At 69.0% G+C, this 17029-nt stretch carries 15 protein-coding genes and 2 tRNA genes; 5 read left to right on the top strand and 12 right to left on the bottom strand.

The window, feature by feature from the left end; translation table 11 throughout:
* Nucleotides 1-140: 140 nt before the first annotated feature.
* The 4 genes from ndk to FPZ41_RS35735 all read right to left on the bottom strand — a co-directional run bounded on the left by ndk (nt 141) and on the right by FPZ41_RS35735 (nt 5307).
* Nucleotides 141-554, bottom strand: a complete 414-nt coding sequence (gene ndk / locus FPZ41_RS35720; RefSeq protein ID WP_131570790.1) for a nucleoside-diphosphate kinase — start codon at nt 552-554, stop codon at nt 141-143.
* Nucleotides 555-653: 99 nt separating this feature from the next.
* On the bottom strand, nt 654-1037 hold the full coding sequence (locus FPZ41_RS35725) for a DUF4233 domain-containing protein (RefSeq protein ID WP_322621139.1): 384 nt from the start codon (nt 1035-1037) through the stop codon (nt 654-656).
* Nucleotides 1038-1042: 5 nt separating this feature from the next.
* Nucleotides 1043-2563 (bottom strand): bifunctional tetrahydrofolate synthase/dihydrofolate synthase, encoded by a 1521-nt coding sequence (folC, locus tag FPZ41_RS35730; protein WP_322621140.1) that lies wholly within the window; start codon nt 2561-2563, stop codon nt 1043-1045.
* 119 nt (nt 2564-2682) lie between these two features.
* Nucleotides 2683-5307, bottom strand: a complete 2625-nt coding sequence (locus FPZ41_RS35735) for a valine--tRNA ligase (protein WP_322621141.1) — start codon at nt 5305-5307, stop codon at nt 2683-2685.
* A 136-nt stretch (nt 5308-5443) separates the two neighbouring features.
* Here FPZ41_RS35735 and FPZ41_RS35740 point away from each other — a divergent pair, with 136 nt between their 5' ends.
* Nucleotides 5444-6427 carry a hypothetical protein gene (locus tag FPZ41_RS35740; RefSeq protein WP_152867724.1) on the top strand — a complete coding sequence of 328 codons (984 nt, stop codon included), beginning with the start codon at nt 5444-5446 and terminating at the stop codon, nt 6425-6427.
* Nucleotides 6428-6539: 112 nt separating this feature from the next.
* Here the strand turns inward: FPZ41_RS35740 and clpX are convergent, their stop codons facing one another.
* The 3 genes from clpX to FPZ41_RS35755 all read right to left on the bottom strand — a co-directional run bounded on the left by clpX (nt 6540) and on the right by FPZ41_RS35755 (nt 9660).
* Nucleotides 6540-7826, bottom strand: a complete 1287-nt coding sequence (gene clpX / locus FPZ41_RS35745; protein ID WP_322621142.1) for an ATP-dependent Clp protease ATP-binding subunit ClpX — start codon at nt 7824-7826, stop codon at nt 6540-6542.
* Between the two features lie 174 nt (nt 7827-8000).
* Complete coding sequence (locus tag FPZ41_RS35750) at nt 8001-8681, bottom strand: ATP-dependent Clp protease proteolytic subunit (protein ID WP_131570798.1); 681 nt, start codon at nt 8679-8681, stop codon at nt 8001-8003.
* Between the two features lie 361 nt (nt 8682-9042).
* Complete coding sequence (locus FPZ41_RS35755; RefSeq protein ID WP_165935218.1) at nt 9043-9660, bottom strand: ATP-dependent Clp protease proteolytic subunit; 618 nt, start codon at nt 9658-9660, stop codon at nt 9043-9045.
* A 394-nt stretch (nt 9661-10054) separates the two neighbouring features.
* Between FPZ41_RS35755 and FPZ41_RS47480 the strand changes: the two genes are divergently transcribed.
* On the top strand, nt 10055-10525 hold the full coding sequence (locus FPZ41_RS47480) for a hypothetical protein (RefSeq protein WP_194236331.1): 471 nt from the start codon (nt 10055-10057) through the stop codon (nt 10523-10525).
* A gap of 297 nt (nt 10526-10822) precedes the next feature.
* Here FPZ41_RS47480 and tig read toward each other — a convergent pair whose 3' ends face one another.
* Nucleotides 10823-12220 carry a trigger factor gene (tig, locus tag FPZ41_RS35765; RefSeq protein ID WP_322621143.1) on the bottom strand — a complete coding sequence of 466 codons (1398 nt, stop codon included), beginning with the start codon at nt 12218-12220 and terminating at the stop codon, nt 10823-10825.
* Between the two features lie 210 nt (nt 12221-12430).
* Nucleotides 12431-12507, bottom strand: a tRNA-Pro gene (locus tag FPZ41_RS35770).
* A gap of 165 nt (nt 12508-12672) precedes the next feature.
* Between FPZ41_RS35770 and FPZ41_RS35775 the strand changes: the two genes are divergently transcribed.
* Nucleotides 12673-12746 (top strand) — tRNA-Gly (locus FPZ41_RS35775).
* 48 nt (nt 12747-12794) lie between these two features.
* Here FPZ41_RS35775 and FPZ41_RS47485 read toward each other — a convergent pair.
* Both FPZ41_RS47485 and FPZ41_RS35780 read right to left on the bottom strand, forming a co-directional pair.
* Complete coding sequence (locus FPZ41_RS47485; RefSeq protein ID WP_194236332.1) at nt 12795-12950, bottom strand: hypothetical protein; 156 nt, start codon at nt 12948-12950, stop codon at nt 12795-12797.
* 168 nt (nt 12951-13118) lie between these two features.
* Nucleotides 13119-13313, bottom strand: a complete 195-nt coding sequence (locus FPZ41_RS35780) for a hypothetical protein (protein WP_131570802.1) — start codon at nt 13311-13313, stop codon at nt 13119-13121.
* Between the two features lie 569 nt (nt 13314-13882).
* Here FPZ41_RS35780 and FPZ41_RS35785 point away from each other — a divergent pair.
* On the top strand, nt 13883-15184 hold the full coding sequence (locus FPZ41_RS35785; RefSeq protein WP_322621144.1) for an acyltransferase family protein: 1302 nt from the start codon (nt 13883-13885) through the stop codon (nt 15182-15184).
* A gap of 4 nt (nt 15185-15188) precedes the next feature.
* On the opposite strand, the gene FPZ41_RS35790 is transcribed toward FPZ41_RS35785, so the two are convergent.
* The gene (locus tag FPZ41_RS35790) at nt 15189-15659 is read right to left on the bottom strand and encodes an HD domain-containing protein (protein WP_152867725.1); all 471 of its coding nucleotides are present in this window, start codon (nt 15657-15659) and stop codon (nt 15189-15191) included.
* A gap of 163 nt (nt 15660-15822) precedes the next feature.
* Between FPZ41_RS35790 and FPZ41_RS35795 the strand changes: the two genes are divergently transcribed.
* On the top strand, nt 15823-16989 hold the full coding sequence (locus FPZ41_RS35795) for a cation:proton antiporter (protein ID WP_152867726.1): 1167 nt from the start codon (nt 15823-15825) through the stop codon (nt 16987-16989).
* Nucleotides 16990-17029 lie beyond the last annotated feature (40 nt).

A 17029-nucleotide genomic window follows, 5' to 3' on the forward strand; every position in this document is an offset into this window, starting at 1 on the left:
CCCCAGCCACCGAACGGAGGGTCCGGGGGCGGCAGCCACCAGGGATGGGACGGGTAGGGGCGGCGGGGGCGAGGAAACCCCCGCGCGACCACCGACGGCCCGGACCCGCACACCGCGGGACCGGGCCGTCGCCGGAGGCGTTACGCGCGGCCGGGGAAGAAGATCTTCACCTCGCGCTCGGCGGACTCCTCGGAGTCGGACGCGTGGATGAGGTTCTCGCGGACGATGACGCCGTAGTCGCCCCGGATCGACCCGGGCGCGGCGGCGATCGGGTCCGTCGGCCCCGCCAGCGCACGCAGCCCCTCGATGACCCGCTCACCCTCCACGATCAGCGCGACCACGGGCCCGGACGCCATGAACTCGACCAGCGGCTCGTAGAACGGCTTGCCCTTGTGCTCCCCGTAGTGCTGCTCCAGCGTCTCCTGGTCCAGCGTGCGCAGCTCCAGCGCAGTGATCCGCCATCCGGCCTTGCGCTCGATACGGCTGATGATCTCGCCGGTCAGCCCACGACGAACGGCGTCGGGCTTGAGGAGGACAAGGGTGCGCTGGCTCACGACGGTGACTCCTTCAATTTCACAAGTGTGCGGAGCTCAGAGGCTACAGGGCGTGCTCGTTGGAGCGTCACACAGCGTCAGGATGCCGTTAGAGCGGCATCAGGAAGCCCCGGCGCCGGTGGACGCCTCGCCCGGCACTCCCTGGGCCGCCGCCCCCTGCGCGGCGAACCGCGCCTTCGCCTCGTCCACCTTCCGCCCGAAGTGGACGGACGCCCACCACAGCGCCGCGAAGACCGCTCCCAGGAAGAACATGACCGGGACGACGAAACCGGAGGCGATCAGCGCGATCTGGAGCGCCCAGCCGAGCTGCACCCCACCAGGTCGCGTGATCAGCCCGCACAGCAGAAGGCACAGCGCCATCGCGACACCGCAGACCGTCCACACCGTACTCATGGACAGGTCCGGGTCCTTCATCGCGACCAGCCCGGCGAACCCGATGACGAAGAACTCACCGATCAGCGTCGAAGCACACAGCGTACGCACGGGACTCAGCCCCTCCCCAGCAGCAGTCGGGCCTCGCCGACGGTGATCACGGACCCGGTGACGAGGACGCCACCGCCCGCGTACTCGCCCTCCTCCTCGGCGAGCGTGATCGCCGCCTCCAGGGCGTCGTCGAGCCGCGGCTCGACCTGGACACGCTCGTCCCCGAACACCTCCACCGCGATCGCGGCCAGCTCGTCCGCGTCCATCGCGCGATGGCTGGAGTTCTGGGTGATCACGACCTCGGCGAAGATCGGCTCGAAGGCCTCCAGCAGCCCCCGCACGTTCTTGTCGCCGCTCGCGCCCACGACCCCGATCAGCCGGCTGAAGTCGAACACCTCGCTCACCGCGTCCGCCGTGGCGCGCGCGCCCGCCGGATTGTGGGCGGCGTCCAGCACGACCGTCGGAGAGCGCCGTACGACCTCAAGGCGCCCGGGAGAGGCGACGGACGCGAACGCCTTGCGGACGGTGTCGATGTCGAGCGGCTCCGGCCGCTGCGAGCCGACCCCGAAGAACGCCTCGACCGCCGCGAGCGCCACCGCCGCGTTGTGCGCCTGGTAGGCACCGTGCAGCGGCAGGAACAGCTCCTCGTACTCGCCGCCGAGCCCGCGCAGCGTGAGCAGTTGTCCGCCGACCGCGACCTGCCGGCCGACGACCCCGAACTCCAGGCCCTCCCGCGCCACGGTCGCGTCCACTTCGACGGCCTTCTTCAGCAGCACCTGCGCCGCGTCGACCGGCTGCTGGGCGAGGATCACCGTCGCGTCCTGCTTGACGATGCCCGCCTTCTCCCCGGCGATCTCACCGGGCGTGCTGCCGAGCCGGTCGGTGTGGTCGAGGTCTATGGGCGTCACGACGGCCACGTCGGCATCGATGACGTTGGTGGCGTCCCAGCTGCCGCCCATGCCCACCTCGACGACGGCCACGTCCACGGGCGCGTCCGCGAAGGCCGCGTACGCCATGCCCGTGAGCACCTCGAAGAAGGACAGCCGGAACTCCTGCCGGTCGTCCACCATCTCGATGTACGGCTTGATGTCCTGGTACGTCTCGACGAACCGCTCGGCCCCCATGGGGGCTCCGTCCAGGCTGATCCGCTCGGTGATCGACTGGACGTGCGGCGAGGTGTAGCGGCCGGTACGCAGCTCGAAGGCGCCCAGCAGCGCCTCGATCATGCGGGCGGTGGACGTCTTGCCATTGGTCCCCGTGATGTGGATGGAGGGGTACGACCGCTGCGGCTCCCCCAGTACGTCCATCAGCGCGGCGATCCGCGAGACCGACGGCTCCAGCTTGGTCTCACCCCAGCGCGTGGCCAGTTCCGCCTCGACCTCGCGCAGGGCCTTGTCGGCCTCGGGGTCGGCCGGCCGCGCGGGCACGTCGGCCCCCGGCGGCCCGCCCTGGGTGCGCAGGGTACGGCTGCCCGCCTCGATCACCGCGAGATCGGGGTCGCGACCCGTCTCGGCCGCGATGATCTCCTCGAAGGAGTCGACGGGGTCGGGCTGCGCACTGCTGTCGTGCGGGGGGAGCTCACTCACGGGACCAGTCTACGGACGAGCACCGACAGAGGCTTGAGGCGCCCGGCCCCACAGACGCAGGGCCCCCAAAACCTGGTGGCTCCGGGGGCCTTCGACACCGTACGAACGGCTATGAACGGCTACGCCTGCGGCAGTCGCTCCAGCTGTGCCTGGATCCGCGTGATGTCCTCGTCCGCCTTCGCGAGCCGCGTGCGGATCTTCTCCACGACCTGGTCCGGGGCCTTCGCGAGGAACGCCTCGTTGCCGAGCTTCGCCGTGGCCTGGCCCTTCTCCTTCTCGGCTGCCGCGAGGTCCTTGGCGAGCCGCTTGCGCTCGGCGGCCACGTCGATCACGCCGGAGAGGTCCAGCGCGACCTCGGCGCCCGCCACCGGCAGCGTGGCCGTCGCCGAGAAGCCCTCGCCCTCCGGCTGGAGCCGGAGCAGCTGGCGGATGGCGGCCTCGTGCGGGGCGAGCGCGGTGCTGCCGAGCTCCAGGCGGGCCGGGACCCGCTGGCCGGGCTGGAGGCCCTGGTCGGCGCGGAAGCGGCGGACCTCGGTGATGACGGACTGGAGCGTTTCGATCTCCTTCTCGGCCGCCGCGTCCCGGAAGCCACTGTCCTTCGGCCAGTCGGCGATGACGACCGACTCGCCGCCCGTGAGGGTGGTCCACAGCGTCTCCGTCACGAACGGGACGACCGGGTGCAGCAGCTTCAGCGTGACGTCCAGCACCTCACCCAGGACGCGCTTGCTGACCTCGGCCGCCTCTCCGCCCGCCTGGAACGTCGTCTTGGACAGCTCGACGTACCAGTCGAAGACCTCGTCCCAGGCGAAGTGGAACAGCGCGTCGGACAGCTTGGCGAACTGGAAGTCCTCGTAGAACGCGTCGACTTCGGCAACGACGGAGTTCAGGCGGGAGAGGATCCAGCGGTCGGTCGCCGACATCTTCGCGGCGTCCGGCAGCGGGCCCTCGACCGTCGCGCCGTTCATGAGCGCGAAGCGCGTGGCGTTCCAGATCTTGTTGGCGAAGTTGCGGGAGCCCTGGACCCAGTCCTCGCCGATCGGCACGTCGACACCGGGGTTGGCGCCTCGAGCCAGCGTGAACCTGAGCGCGTCGGAGCCGTACTTGTCCATCCAGTCCAGCGGGTTGACCGCGTTTCCGAAGGACTTCGACATCTTCTTGCCGAACTGGTCGCGGACCATGCCGTGCAGGGCGATGGTGTGGAACGGCGGGGTGCCGTCCATCGCGTACAGGCCGAACATCATCATCCGGGCGACCCAGAAGAAGAGGATGTCGTAGCCGGTGACCAGGACGGAGTTCGGATAGAACTTCGCGAGCGACTCGGTCTGTTCGGGCCAGCCGAGGGTCGAGAAGGGCCACAGGCCGGAGGAGAACCAGGTGTCGAGGACGTCGGTGTCCTGATGCCAGCCCTCGCCGGACGGGGCCTCGTCGTTCGGGCCGACGCAGACGACCTCGCCGTTCGGCCCGTACCAGACCGGGATGCGGTGACCCCACCACAGCTGCCGGGAAATGCACCAGTCGTGGAGGTTGTCGACCCAGTCGAAGTACCGCTTCTCCATCTCCTGTGGATGGATCTTGACGCGTCCGTCACGGACGGCGTCACCCGCCGCCTTCGCCAGCGGGCCGACCTTGACCCACCACTGCATGGACAGACGCGGCTCGATGGTGGTCTTGCAGCGCGAGCAGTGGCCGACGGAGTGGACGTACGGCCGCTTCTCGGCGACGATCCGGCCCTCGGCGCGCAGCGCGGCGACGATGGCGGAACGGGCTTCGAGCCGGTCCAGGCCCTGGAAGGGGCCGTGGACGGTGATGACCGCGTGCTCGTCCATGACGGTGAGGGACGGCAGGTTGTGGCGCTGGCCGATCTCGAAGTCGTTCGGGTCGTGGGCCGGGGTGACCTTGACGGCGCCCGTGCCGAACTCGGGGTCGACGTGCTCGTCGGCGACGACCGGGATCGAACGGTCGGTCAGCGGCAGCCTGATGAGCTTGCCGATCAGGTGCTTGTACCGCTCGTCCTCGGGGTGAACGGCGACCGCCGTGTCACCGAGCATGGTCTCGGCACGGGTCGTGGCGACGACGATGGTGTCGTCCCCCTCGCCGTACTTCATCGAGACGAGCTCACCGTCGTCGTCCTGGTACTCGACCTCGATGTCCGAGATGGCCGTAAGACAGCGGGGGCACCAGTTGATGATGCGCTCGGCGCGGTAGATCAGCTCGTCGTCGTAGAGCCGCTTGAAGATGGTCTGGACGGCCTGGGAAAGCCCCTCGTCCATGGTGAAGCGCTCACGCGACCAGGCGACGCCGTCGCCGAGGCGGCGCATCTGTCCGCTGATCTGCCCGCCGGACTCGGCCTTCCACTGCCAGACGCGCTCGACGAAGGCCTCACGACCGAGGTCGTGCCGGGACTTCCCTTCCTTCCCCAGCTCGCGCTCGACGACGTTCTGCGTGGCGATGCCGGCGTGGTCCATGCCGGGCTGCCACAGCGTCTCGTAACCCTGCATGCGCTTGCGGCGGGTGAGGGCGTCGATGAGCGTGTGCTCGAAGGCGTGCCCGAGGTGCAGGCTGCCGGTGACGTTCGGCGGCGGGATGACGACGGTGTACGGCGGCTTGTCGCTCTTCTCGTCCGCCTCGAAGTAACCCCGCTCAACCCAGCGCTCGTACAGCGGCCCCTCTACCTCGGCCGGCGCGTACTGGGTCGGCAGTTCGGTGCTGGGCGCTGTGGGCTGCTGCTGAGCGTTCTCGGTCACGGGCTCAGTTTAGGGGTGTCACGGGGCAGTCCCGAAACGCGTTTGTTCTGTAACGGTACGCACCCCGACGGAACGCCCGCTCCCGGTCTGGGCGAGGATGTCAGCGAAACATAAGCATCTGGAGGGGAACCCAGAAATGAGCTACAACCAGCCGGGCCCGTACGGCGGGCAGCCCCAGCAGCCGGGGCCGTACGGCCAGCCGGGCCCCTACGGCCAGCCGCCGCAGACGCCCCCCGCGCAGCCCGGCTACGGCTACCCGCAGCAGGCGCCGCCGCCGGCCCCTCCCGCGCAGCCCGGCTACGGGTACCCCCAGCAGGCCCCCCAGGGCACGCCCCCTGGTGTTCCCCCGCAGCAGCCGCCCTACGGCCAGCAGCCCGGGTACGGTCAGCAGGCTCCGTACGGCCAGCAGCCCTACGGGGTTCCCCAGCCGCCGGCTCCCGGTGGCGGCAACAAGAAGACGGGCCTCGTCATCGGCGCGGTGGCCGTCGTGGCCGTGATCGCCGTGGGTGCGTACTTCGCGTTCGGCGGGAGCCGTGGCGGTGGTGGTTCGGACATCGCGGACGACGGGCCGCACAAGCTGACGACGCCGGAGACCGTGCTCACCGAGTACAAGAAGTCCACCGGCGGCGGCGACGGCATGAGTTCGAGCGACCTGAAGACGGCGGAGAGCTGGGGCATCACGAACCCCCAGGACGTCAGCGCCAACTACGAGGCGGGCAAGGACAGCGGCAACCCGCTGGCCGGGAAGATGATCACCTTCGGCGGCATCTACGGCGAGATCGAGGACCCGGAGAAGGCGGTCGACGGGTTCTTCGCCATGCAGAAGACGGACGCCGAGAAGGACGTCACCTTCGAGGGCAGCCCGCAGGCGTACACGCCGAGCTCGCTCGACGGCGCCGTCATGAAGTGCCAGACGGCCAAGGGCAAGGCGCCGACCGGGGGTACGGCGGGCGGGCCGAGCGAGCTGAGCATCGTCTACTGCGTCTGGGCCGACCACAGCACGCTCGGTTTTGTGATGCCGATGGAGTACTCGGACATCGCGGCGGGCAAGAGCGCGGACCCGGCCGAGACGGCCGAGACCGCCGCCAAGCTCCGTAAGGAAGTCCGCGTCAAGGCCTGATCCCGCGGAGCGGCTGTTCAACTGCGAACTGTTCAGCACTGTTCAGCACTGTTCAACTACGAAGGGGCCCCGGTCGGTTGACCGGGGCCCCTCGCTGTCGCACGCGCGGCGGCTACGCCGTCTTCTGCTCGCCCGAGCCGCGGCCGCGGGCGTCGCGCGGGATCAGCGTCGGGTTCACGTTCGACAGGACGACGTCCGCCGTGATGACCACGCGGGCCACGTCCTTGCGGGACGGGACCTCGTACATGACCGCCTGGAGGACCTCCTCCATGATGGCGCGCAGGCCACGGGCGCCGGTCTGGCGGAGGATGGCCTGGTCGGCGATGGCCTCCAGGGCCTCGCGCTCGAAGTCCAGCTCCACACCGTCGAGTTCGAAGAGGCGCTGGTACTGCTTCACGAGCGCGTTGCGCGGCTCCACCAGGATCTGGAGGAGGGCCTTGCGGTCGAGGTTGTGGACCGAGGTGATGACGGGCAGACGGCCGATGAACTCGGGGATCATGCCGAACTTGACCAGGTCCTCGGGCATGACGTCCTCGAACTGGTCCTTGGACTCCAGCTCGCGCTTGGAGCGGATGGTCGCGCCGAAGCCGATGCCCTTCGCGCCCGCCCGGGACTCGATGATCTTCTCCAGACCGGCGAAGGCACCGCCCACGATGAACAGGACGTTCGTCGTGTCGATCTGGATGAACTCCTGGTGCGGGTGCTTGCGCCCGCCCTGGGGCGGGACGGAGGCCGTCGTGCCCTCAAGGATCTTCAGGAGGGCCTGCTGGACACCCTCACCCGACACGTCCCGGGTGATCGACGGGTTCTCGCTCTTGCGGGCCACCTTGTCGATCTCGTCGATGTAGATGATCCCGGTCTCGGCCTTCTTGACGTCGTAGTCGGCGGCCTGGATGAGCTTCAGCAGGATGTTCTCGACGTCCTCGCCCACGTACCCCGCCTCCGTGAGCGCCGTCGCGTCGGCGATGGCGAACGGGACGTTGAGCATCCGGGCCAGGGTCTGGGCCAGCAGGGTCTTGCCCGAGCCCGTGGGGCCGAGCAACAGGATGTTGGACTTCGCCAGCTCGATGGCGTCGTCACGGCTGTTCGCCCCGCCGTTCTCACCGGCCTGGACGCGTTTGTAGTGGTTGTACACCGCGACCGAGAGGGCCTTCTTCGCGGCCTCCTGGCCGACGACGTACCCCTCCAGGAACTCGTAGATCTCGCGGGGCTTCGGGAGCTCCTCCCAGCGGACCTCGCTGGTTTCCGCGAGCTCCTCCTCGATGATCTCGTTGCAGAGATCGATGCACTCGTCGCAGATGTACACACCGGGGCCTGCGATGAGCTTCTTGACCTGCTTCTGGCTCTTGCCGCAGAACGAGCACTTGAGCAGATCGCCGCCGTCACCGATGCGTGCCACGGTGTGCTTCCCCTTCGCCTGGGAGACGCCTAGGTCCAGCGGCTCCTGGTGCTGCCTTATGTCCGACGGTACCTTGCCGGGCCCCACGTTCGGGCCCCCCTTGGCACGGTTCACTTTGACGTGCACCGTGCCAAACCATGCCAAGGGGCGGCAGACGATACTCCCCCACCCGTCCTAGCGGACGGACTCGTTGTTCATTTTCCGGGTCGAGATGATCTGATCGATCAGGCCGTACGAGAGCGCGTCCTCGGCCGTGAGGATCTTGTCGCGCTCGATGTCCTCGCGGATCTTGTCGATCGGCGTGGTGGAGTGCTTGGCCAGCATCTCCTCCAGCTGCGAGCGCATCCGGAGGATCTCGTTGGCGGCGATCTCCAGGTCGGAGACCTGGCCGCGGCCGGTCTCGCTGTACGGCTGGTGGATCAGCACGCGGGCGTTCGGCAGCGCCATGCGCTTGCCGGGCGTACCGGCGGCCAGCAGGATGGCGGCGGCGGAGGCCGCCTGGCCCATGCAGACCGTCTGGATGTCCGGCTTCACGAACTGCATCGTGTCGTAGATGGCCGTGAGCGCGGTGAAGGAGCCGCCCGGGCTGTTGATGTAGACCGAGATGTCCCGGTCGGGGTCCATCGACTCCAGGCACAGCAGCTGCGCCATGACGTCGTTGGCGGAGGCGTCGTCGATCTGCACGCCGAGGAAGATCACACGCTCCTCGAAGAGCTTCGCGTACGGGTCGTACTCACGCACGCCCTGGGAGGTGCGCTCGACGAAGCGCGGGATGACATAGCGGGACTCGGCCGTGGGGCCGCTGTACTGGGCGCGCGCACGGTCGTAGAGGCCGCTGCCGGGGAAGTCGTTCACTGTGTCTCCTGGGAGCCTGAGAGGGGCTGAGGCGGTCGGCTGGGGGTCTTGGGGCCTACGGGGTCGCCGGGGTGCTGGTGCGTCGCCGCGCGCCGTCGTACGGGGCCGCGGTCCCCTCGCTTCCATCGTCGTACGTCGCCTCGATGATCGGCATCGGGAGCGGAACCGGGACCGGGTTGCCCCGCGGTCCCCATCCTTTCCCGACCCGTTTCCCGATCCGTCGTCCGTCGTCGTACCTGGTCGCGTGGGTGCGGTTCCGTTGTACGGCTCGTACCGCCTGTGCGGTCTGTACGGTCCGTACGGCTGCGCGGAGTCGTGCGCCGGTGTGCGGTGACTCCGGCGCGCGCCCGGCGCGCGCCGGTTACGCGGCCCCGGTGCCGCCGCCGCCCGGCAAGCTGGCGGCGTGGGTGATGACGTCGTCGATGAGGCCGTAGTCCTTGGCCTCGTAGGCGTCGAACCAGCGGTCACGGTCGGAGTCGCGGGTGACCTGATCGACCGACTGGCCGGTGTGGTGCGCCGTGAGCTCGGCCATGCGCTTCTTGGTGTGCAGCAGCCGCTCGGCGTGGATCTTGATGTCGGAGGCCGAACCGGCGAGGCCGGCGGAGGGCTGGTGGATCAGGATCTCGGCGTTCGGCAGCGCGAAGCGCTTGCCCGGCGTGCCCGCGCTGAGCAGGAACTGGCCCATGGAGGCGGCGAGGCCCATGGCGATGGTCACCACGTCGTTCTTGATGAACTGCATGGTGTCGTAGATCGCCATACCGGCCGTGATCGAGCCGCCTGGGCTGTTGATGTACAGGTTGATGTCCTTGTCGGGGTCAGCGGCAAGGAGCAGCAGCTGTGCGGTGATCTTGTTCGCGATGTCGTCGTCGACCGGCTGGCCGAGGAAAATGATCCGCTCGCCGAGCAGCCGGTTGTAGACCTGGTCGCCGAGGCCACCGATGGAAGGCTCGCCGGCGGCGGAGGGCATCAGATTCGTCACGTAATCCACCTGCTCGTCTTACGACGGCGCCGGGCCGTCTCACGTCTTCTGCTGGGGCCTGGTACCCCGTGCGCGCCCCTGTCGGGGCTGCTCCGGGGACTTCCCTGCCCTCGTATTCATGGACCCTAACGCGCGGGTCCCTCCGGGGAATCCCGCAGAGGGAACTGTTCGCTGTCAGCGCATGCGCTCCGCTGGGTCGGGGGTTCGTCGGGCTCGCCCCGGGTGTGAGTGGCCCTCTGCCCGGGGCACCGCCACGGGGCTCCGCCCCGGGCCCCGGGCCGCCGGGTTCGTCTGCCGGGTTTCCGTCGGTGGGCGGCTGCGGGTGCGTTGTGGCTGGTCGCGCAGTTCCCCGCGCCCCTGAATGCTTGGGCTCGCCCGAGCCCAGCAGCGAACCGTGCCGCACGCCGACCGCATCGCCTATGCGCCGCCAGCCATGCCCTCACCGGCCCGCGCACCGGCCCCAACGCACCACGGGCACCGCCAGCACCACCTGCACCACCACACCCGCACCACCGGCACCACCCGGATCACCGGCACCATCGGCACCACCGGCACCACCGGCACCACCGGCACCAGCAGCCATGTCCGCGCCGTCCGCGCACCGAAAGCCGGGCCCGCACCTGTCGACACCGGCAGCCGTGCCCGCACCCGTACGCGCACCGCAAGCCGCACCCGCACCCGCACCCGCACCCGCACCCGCACCCCGACGCACCGGCAGCCGCGTACGCACGTAAGGGGGTGTGCCGGGAGGTGTCCGCCCGCAGCGGCCGGCGTCCGCCGCCGAGCACATACGACACCCCACAGACCCGCCGGACCGAGGACGGAGACCTCCCGGCGCGCACCCGACCCACGAACAACCGCGTAGGCGCCCAAGCCGCAGCGGCGGGGCAGCCGCGCATGCACCCGCCCACGAACAAACGCGAAGGCGCCCAAGCCGCAGCGGCGGGGCAGCCGCGCATGCACCCGCCCACGGGCAACCGCGAGGCGCCCGGGCCACCAGGACGCGCGGACACACACGCACCCGCCCCACAGGCGCAAGCGCCGAGGCGTCCGGCCCACCGCCGAGTCCGCGTGGCACAGGCCATGGGAACGCCGACGGGCCCCGAGGCGCACAGGTGCGGCCTCGGGGCCCGTCAGGGGTGCTTCACGGGTGCCGTGGGGGTCAGGCCTCCGGCTTGGTCTCCGGCTTCGCCTCGGCCGGGGTCTCGGCGGAGCCCTCCGCAGAGCCCGCCGCCTCCTCCTCGTCCTCGTCGTCGTCCAGGTCCACGATCTCGCCGTTGGTGTCCTTGACCGTCGTGGCCTCGACGACCAGGGCCAGGGCCTTACCGCGGGCGACCTCGCCGACGAGGAGCGGAACCTGGCCGCCCTCGACGACCGCCTGGGCGAACTGGTCGGGAGACATGCCGGAGGAGGCGGCACGGCGCATCAGGTGCTCCGTCAGCTCCTCCTGGTTGACGTTCAGCTTCTCCCTGGAGACCAGCTCGTCGAGGACGAACTGGGTCTTGATGCCCTTGACCGCGGCCTCGCGCGTCTCCTCCTCGAACTCCTCGGCCGTCTTGCCCTGGAGCTCCAGGTACTTGTCGAGGGTGAGGCCCATCTGGCCGAGCTGGTGGTGCTCCAGGTTGTGCTTGCGGGTGTTGATCTCGTCCTCGAGCAGCTTCTCGGGGACGGGCACCTCGACGAGCTCCAGCAGCTTCTCCAGGACGCGCTCCTGGGCCTGCGTGGCCTGGTCGTACTGCTTCATGTTCTCCAGGCGCTTACGGCTGTCCGCCCTCAGCTCCTCCAGCGTGTCGAACTCGGACGCGAGCTGCGCGAACTCGTCGTCCAGCTCGGGCAGCTCCCGGGCGGCGACCTGGGTGACCTTGACCGTCACCTCGGCCTCCTTGCCGGCCGCCGAGCCGCCCTTGAGCTCGGAGGCGAAGGTGGCCTCGCCACCGGCCTCCAGGCCCTTCACGGCGTCGTCGATGCCGTCGAGCAGCTCGCCGGAGCCGATGGTGTAGGAGACGCCGTTCGCGACGCCGTCCTCCAGCACCTCGCCCTCGACCTTGGCCTCCAGGTCGATCGTCACGACGTCGCCGTCCTCGGCGGCACGCTCGACGGGGGACGTCGAGGCGAAGCGCTCACGGAGCTGCTCGACCGACTCGGCGATGTCCTCGTCCGTGACCTCGACGGCGTCGACCTCGACCTCGATGCCGGAGTAGTCCGGGATCTCGATGGTCGGGCGGATGTCGACCTCGGCGGTGAAGTTCAGCGTCTCGCCGTCCTTCAGCTCCGTGATGTCGACCTCGGGCTGGCCGAGGACGTTCAGCTCGGCCTCGTTGACCGCCTCGGTGTAGAGCTTCGGAAGCGCGTCGTTGACGGCCTCCTCCAGCACGGCGCCCCGACCGAACCGCTGGTCGATGACCCGGGCCGGGATCTTGCCCTTGCGGAAGCCCTTCACCGTGACCTGCTGGTTGATCTTCTTGTACGCCGCGTCGAGGCTGTCCTTGAGCTCCTCGAAGGGCACCTCGACAGTGAGCCGAACCCGGGTCGGGTTCAGGGTCTCCACGGCGCTCTTCACGGTTCGGTCTCCTTGTGGCTGACTTCTTGGGTTTCTGCTGCTCGCTGCTGCCGGTACGGATGACCGGACGGAGCCTCAGCGGATTCGCGGGCCCTGAGAGACGTAACGGTGCAGACACACGGGCGCGCAGCTTGCATAGTAACCGCAGGCGGTACGCGCCCCAAAAGGAGAGCCTGACGCTCCGGGCTCCCCGTGGCGGGTTCCGGCTGGTGGTCGGGGTGGCGGGATTTGAACCCACGGCCTTCCGCTCCCAAAGCGGACGCGCTACCAAGCTGCGCCACACCCCGTCTGGTGCGACACGTAGGGTACATGCCCGCAGGCAGTGCGGCTGCCGCATTTCAGGAGCACCGGTTGCACGCCGGTGCGACCGGGAAACGGGGTGTGCGGTGAGGGCACCGGACCCGCTACGATGCCTCCTGTGCCGCGGTCACCTGACCTGCGGCGCGACCTGTGCGGGCGTAGCTCAATGGTAGAGCCCTAGTCTTCCAAACTAGCTACGCGGGTTCGATTCCCGTCGCCCGCTCCACCGTGACTAGGCCCGGGCTGGAGATCGAAAACTCCGCTCGGGCCTTGTTCATGCGGTGAGCCTGGCCAGCCCGTCACTCAGGGCAGCCCGCGGCCGGCCCCACGTCGTGCGGGTGAGCGAGTCGGCGTACATGTCCACGACGGGGGCGGTGAAGGCACCGCCGACCGTCCGCGTACCGCCGGTGGACGACCTCGACGACCTCAACCACCTCAACCACCTGGACGACCTCGACGGCCTTGATCGAGAGCCGGTGACCGGAGTCCGAGCACGCGAAGATTGGCGACGCGTGTGCCGTCGGTGCCGAGGCGGTCCTCGGTGCGGTGACCGCCCGCCGCCGACGGGTCCGAGTCGCGCAGCGCCATCCCCGTAACGCTAGAACTGGATCGAGTTGACGGTCTCAGCTATGGAGTTGAGGAACCGCTGGATGTCGTCGGCCATGCCGGTCGAGGCAAGGAAGAAGCCGAAGAGTATGGCGACGACCGCAGGTCCGGCCTTGAGGTTCCCCCCTCTTATCAGCACCACAAGGATGATCGCCAACAGCAGCACCACTGACAGCGAAATGGCCACAACTCATCACACCCTCGGTCGGTCCGCTCACCCGGCCCGGGAGTGCCGGCCCCGCACACCCCCGTCGGAACCATCGTGCCACCAACCCGGCCCACCTATGCGGCTGGTGAGCCAACGTTGGCCGGTCCCCGTACTGGACCTGCACACCCTCGTCCCCAACGGCCACACACCGCACGGCAATTCGAGAGGCCATCGACAGTCGAATTCAGAGGTGATCGTTTCGATGCACACACATCCTGTTCGCAGTTAATTCGAATTGTTGCCACAGGCACACCAAGGGGCCCGCGAAAGTGGACATTTCACCAGAGTCGCCCGCGAACGTTATGCACCATTTAGTCCGGAAGAATGAGGACAGAAGGGCAGCAAACGGCACGCCTACGGTCCGGAATTCGGCGCGTAACCCTTCCTCAAATCCCGGGTACTCGCGGGGGTAATGCAGGATTCACGTCGAGAGTTTTACTAAATCGCACAGACAACGCTAGGGTGCCTCAGATGTTCACCGCTGCCTCGACCTCCGCACGCGCAGCGAGTACCCGGACCGCTCCCCGGACTTCCCGGCGGGAGGGTTTGTGACGAACTCGCTGCGACCGCACGGCCCCAGGGCACCACTTCCCCCGGCTCAGCAGTCGACGGACGACGCACCGAGCCCGCGTTCCCCCGAGATCGCGCGGTCGGCCGCAAGTGCCGCCGCGCCGGACGCCAGACCGGTCAAACAGCGCGACGCGTTCTTCGACAACGCCAAGTACCTGGCCATCGTGCTCGTCGCGATGGGCCATGCCTGGCAGCCCCTCACCGGCCAGAGCCGCGCCGCCGAGGCGCTCTACATGGTCGTCTACACGTTCCACATGCCGGCGTTCATCCTCATCTCCGGTTACTTCTCGCGCAGTTTCGACATGCGCCCCGACCGGCTCCGGCGCCTGGTCACCGGAGTCGCCGTCCCATATGTGATCTTCGAGGTCGCGTACTCCCTCTTCAAGCGCTGGGCCGACGACGACCCGGGCCACCCGATCAGCCTGCTCGACCCGTGGTACCTCACCTGGTTCCTGATCGCGCTGTTCGTGTGGCGGATGACGACCCCACTGTGGAAGATCGTGCGCTGGCCCGTGCCGATCGCGCTCGCCATCGCCGTGCTCGCCTCCGTGTCGCCCGACATCGGCGACGACCTGGACCTCCAACGCGTCCTGCAGTTCCTGCCGTTCTTCGTCGTGGGCCTGTTCATGAAGCCCGAGCACTTCCAGCTGATGCGGCGCCGCGAGGTGCGGATCCTGGCAGTGCCGGTGTTCGCGGCCGCGCTGGTGGTGGCGTACTGGGCGGCGCCGCGCATGAACTCGGCGTGGTTCTACCACCGTGACAGCGCGCAGGAGCTGGCTGCCCCGTGGTGGGCCGGCGTGGTCATGACGCTCGCGCTCTTCGGTTGCTCGATGGTGCTCATGGCCTGCTTCTTCGCCTGGGTGCCGCGTCGCAAGATGTGGTTCACGGTGCTCGGCGCGGGCACGCTGTACGGCTACCTGCTGCACGGCTTCCTCGCGAAGGGGTCCCGCTTCTGGGGCTGGTACGACACCTACGACTGGGTCTACCAGCCGGTCGGCGAGATCTTCGTCACGTTGCTCGCGGCGGCGATCATCACCGTGCTCTGCACCCCGCCGGTACAGCGGATGTTCCGGTTCGCCATGGAGCCCAAGATGGAGTGGGCGTTCCGGCGGGACGCGACGGAGCTGGCGCGCGAGCGCGGCAAGTCCGGCAGCTCCGACAGGACCGGCAGGACCGGCGAGTCCAGCCAGTCCGGCGCCAAGGCCGACAAGGCCGACAGGACCGGCCCCGAAGCCGGTAAGGCCGATTCCATGGTCGGTAAGGCCGACTCCAAGAGCTGACCGTTCAGCTCCCTTCACCCTTTGCCTCCTCGGCCGTCAGGCCGAGGAGGCTTCGCATGTGGGCGTACTTCTTCTCCAGCCGGGCGCGGGTCGCCTCGTCGAGGGCCGAGAGCCGGGCGGGGTCGGCGTTGTGCGCCAGGTCGGCCTCCTTGACCAGCAGGGCGCCCGGGGTGGCCAGGATGCGCGCGGCGTACGCCTGAGGGGCCTCGCCCGCCCGCTTGGTGAGTGCCCGCACGACGCTCTTCGTGCGGTCCGTCAGTGCGGCGGCGCGCAGCCACTCCTCCGACAGCGCCTCGTCCTCCACCGCGTCGTGCAGCCAGGCCGCCGCGATCTGCTCCTCGTCGCCGCCGCGGGCACGCACGCCCTCGGCCACGGCCTGCAGGTGTTCCGCGTAGGGCCGTCCGGCCTTGTCGGTCTGGGCGGCGTGCGCCTCACGGGCGAGGGCTTCGACTTCCGGGAGCGTCAGGTTGATCATGGGCTTCAGTCTGCTGGCTGTGGATAACTCTGCTCACTCCGGAATGCTTTGGTAAAGTAACTATTGACGCGTTCTTGACGCTTCCTTTGCTGCATTTGCCATACCAGCCCGACTGGTCGAACTGGAGGACGAGCCCATCGGACACGCAGACACCCTCATCGCCATGGGCGGCGCTTTCCTCGCCGCCGCTGTCCTCGCACGCCTCGGCGGGCGCATAGGACTACCCACCATTCCCCTCTTCATCCTGGCCGGGATCCTGCTCGGCCCGCACACCCCCGGCGTCGTGCTCGTCTCGGACCCGCACGACATGGAGATGCTCTCCGCGCTCGGCCTGGTGCTGCTCCTCTTCTACCTGGGCCTGGAGTTCCACCTGGACGACCTCAAGGCGGGCGGACGCCGCATGGCGCTCGCCGGAGGCACGTATCTCGCGCTGAACGTGGGCGCGGGCCTGGCCTTCGGGTTCGCCCTCGGGTGGGGCACCTCCGAGGCGCTCGTCCTCGCCGGGGTGCTCGGCATCTCGTCGTCCGCGATCGTCACCAAGGTGCTGGTGGACACGGGGCGGCTCGGCAACCCGGAGACCAAGCCGATTCTCGGGATCATCGTGGTCGAGGACATCTTCCTCGCCCTGTATCTCGCGGCCTTGCAGCCGATCCTGTCCGGGGCGGACTCCCTGTCGTCGGCGGTGCTGGACGCAGGCAAGGCGTTCGGGTTCCTGCTGCTCCTCGCGCTGGTGGCGCGGTTCGGGACACGTGTGATCGGGCGCCTCTTCTCCACGCGGGACGACGAGCTGCTGGTGATCTCCTTCCTCGGGGCGGCGGTGTTCGTGGCCGGGGTGTCGGAGTGGTTCGGGGTGGCGGACGCGATCGGGGCCTTCATGGTGGGCCTGATGCTGGGGAGCACGGCGTCGGGGGCGCGTATACGCAAGCTCGTGCACCCGCTGCGGGACGCCTTCGGGGCGATCTTCTTCTTCGCGTTCGGTCTGTCGATCGATCCCGGTGATCTTCCGACGGTGTTGTGGCCGGTTCTCGCGGCGGTGGCCGTGACGCTGGCGATGAATGTGCTGGCGGGGCTGGGGGCGGCGCGTGTGTACGCCTTCGGGCCGGGGCCCGCGGCGAACATCGCCACGACGTTGCTGGCGCGGGGAGAGTTCGCGCTGATACTCGCGACGATGGCGGCTGCCGCGGGGCTGGATGCCCGGTTGTCGCCCTTCATTGCCGGCTATGTGCTCCTGCTGGCCGTCCTGGGTCCTCTGACAGCGGTCCGGTCGCACTGGTTGGCGCGGATTCTTCCAGGGCGCCGGGAGACCAGGGTGTCCGAGTTGGTGGGGTAGTCCGAGTTGGTGGGGTAGTCCGAGTTGGTGGGGTAGGGGG

Source organism: Streptomyces acidicola, assembly GCF_009377235.1.
In the GTDB taxonomy this organism is placed as follows: domain Bacteria; phylum Actinomycetota; class Actinomycetes; order Streptomycetales; family Streptomycetaceae; genus Streptomyces; species Streptomyces acidicola.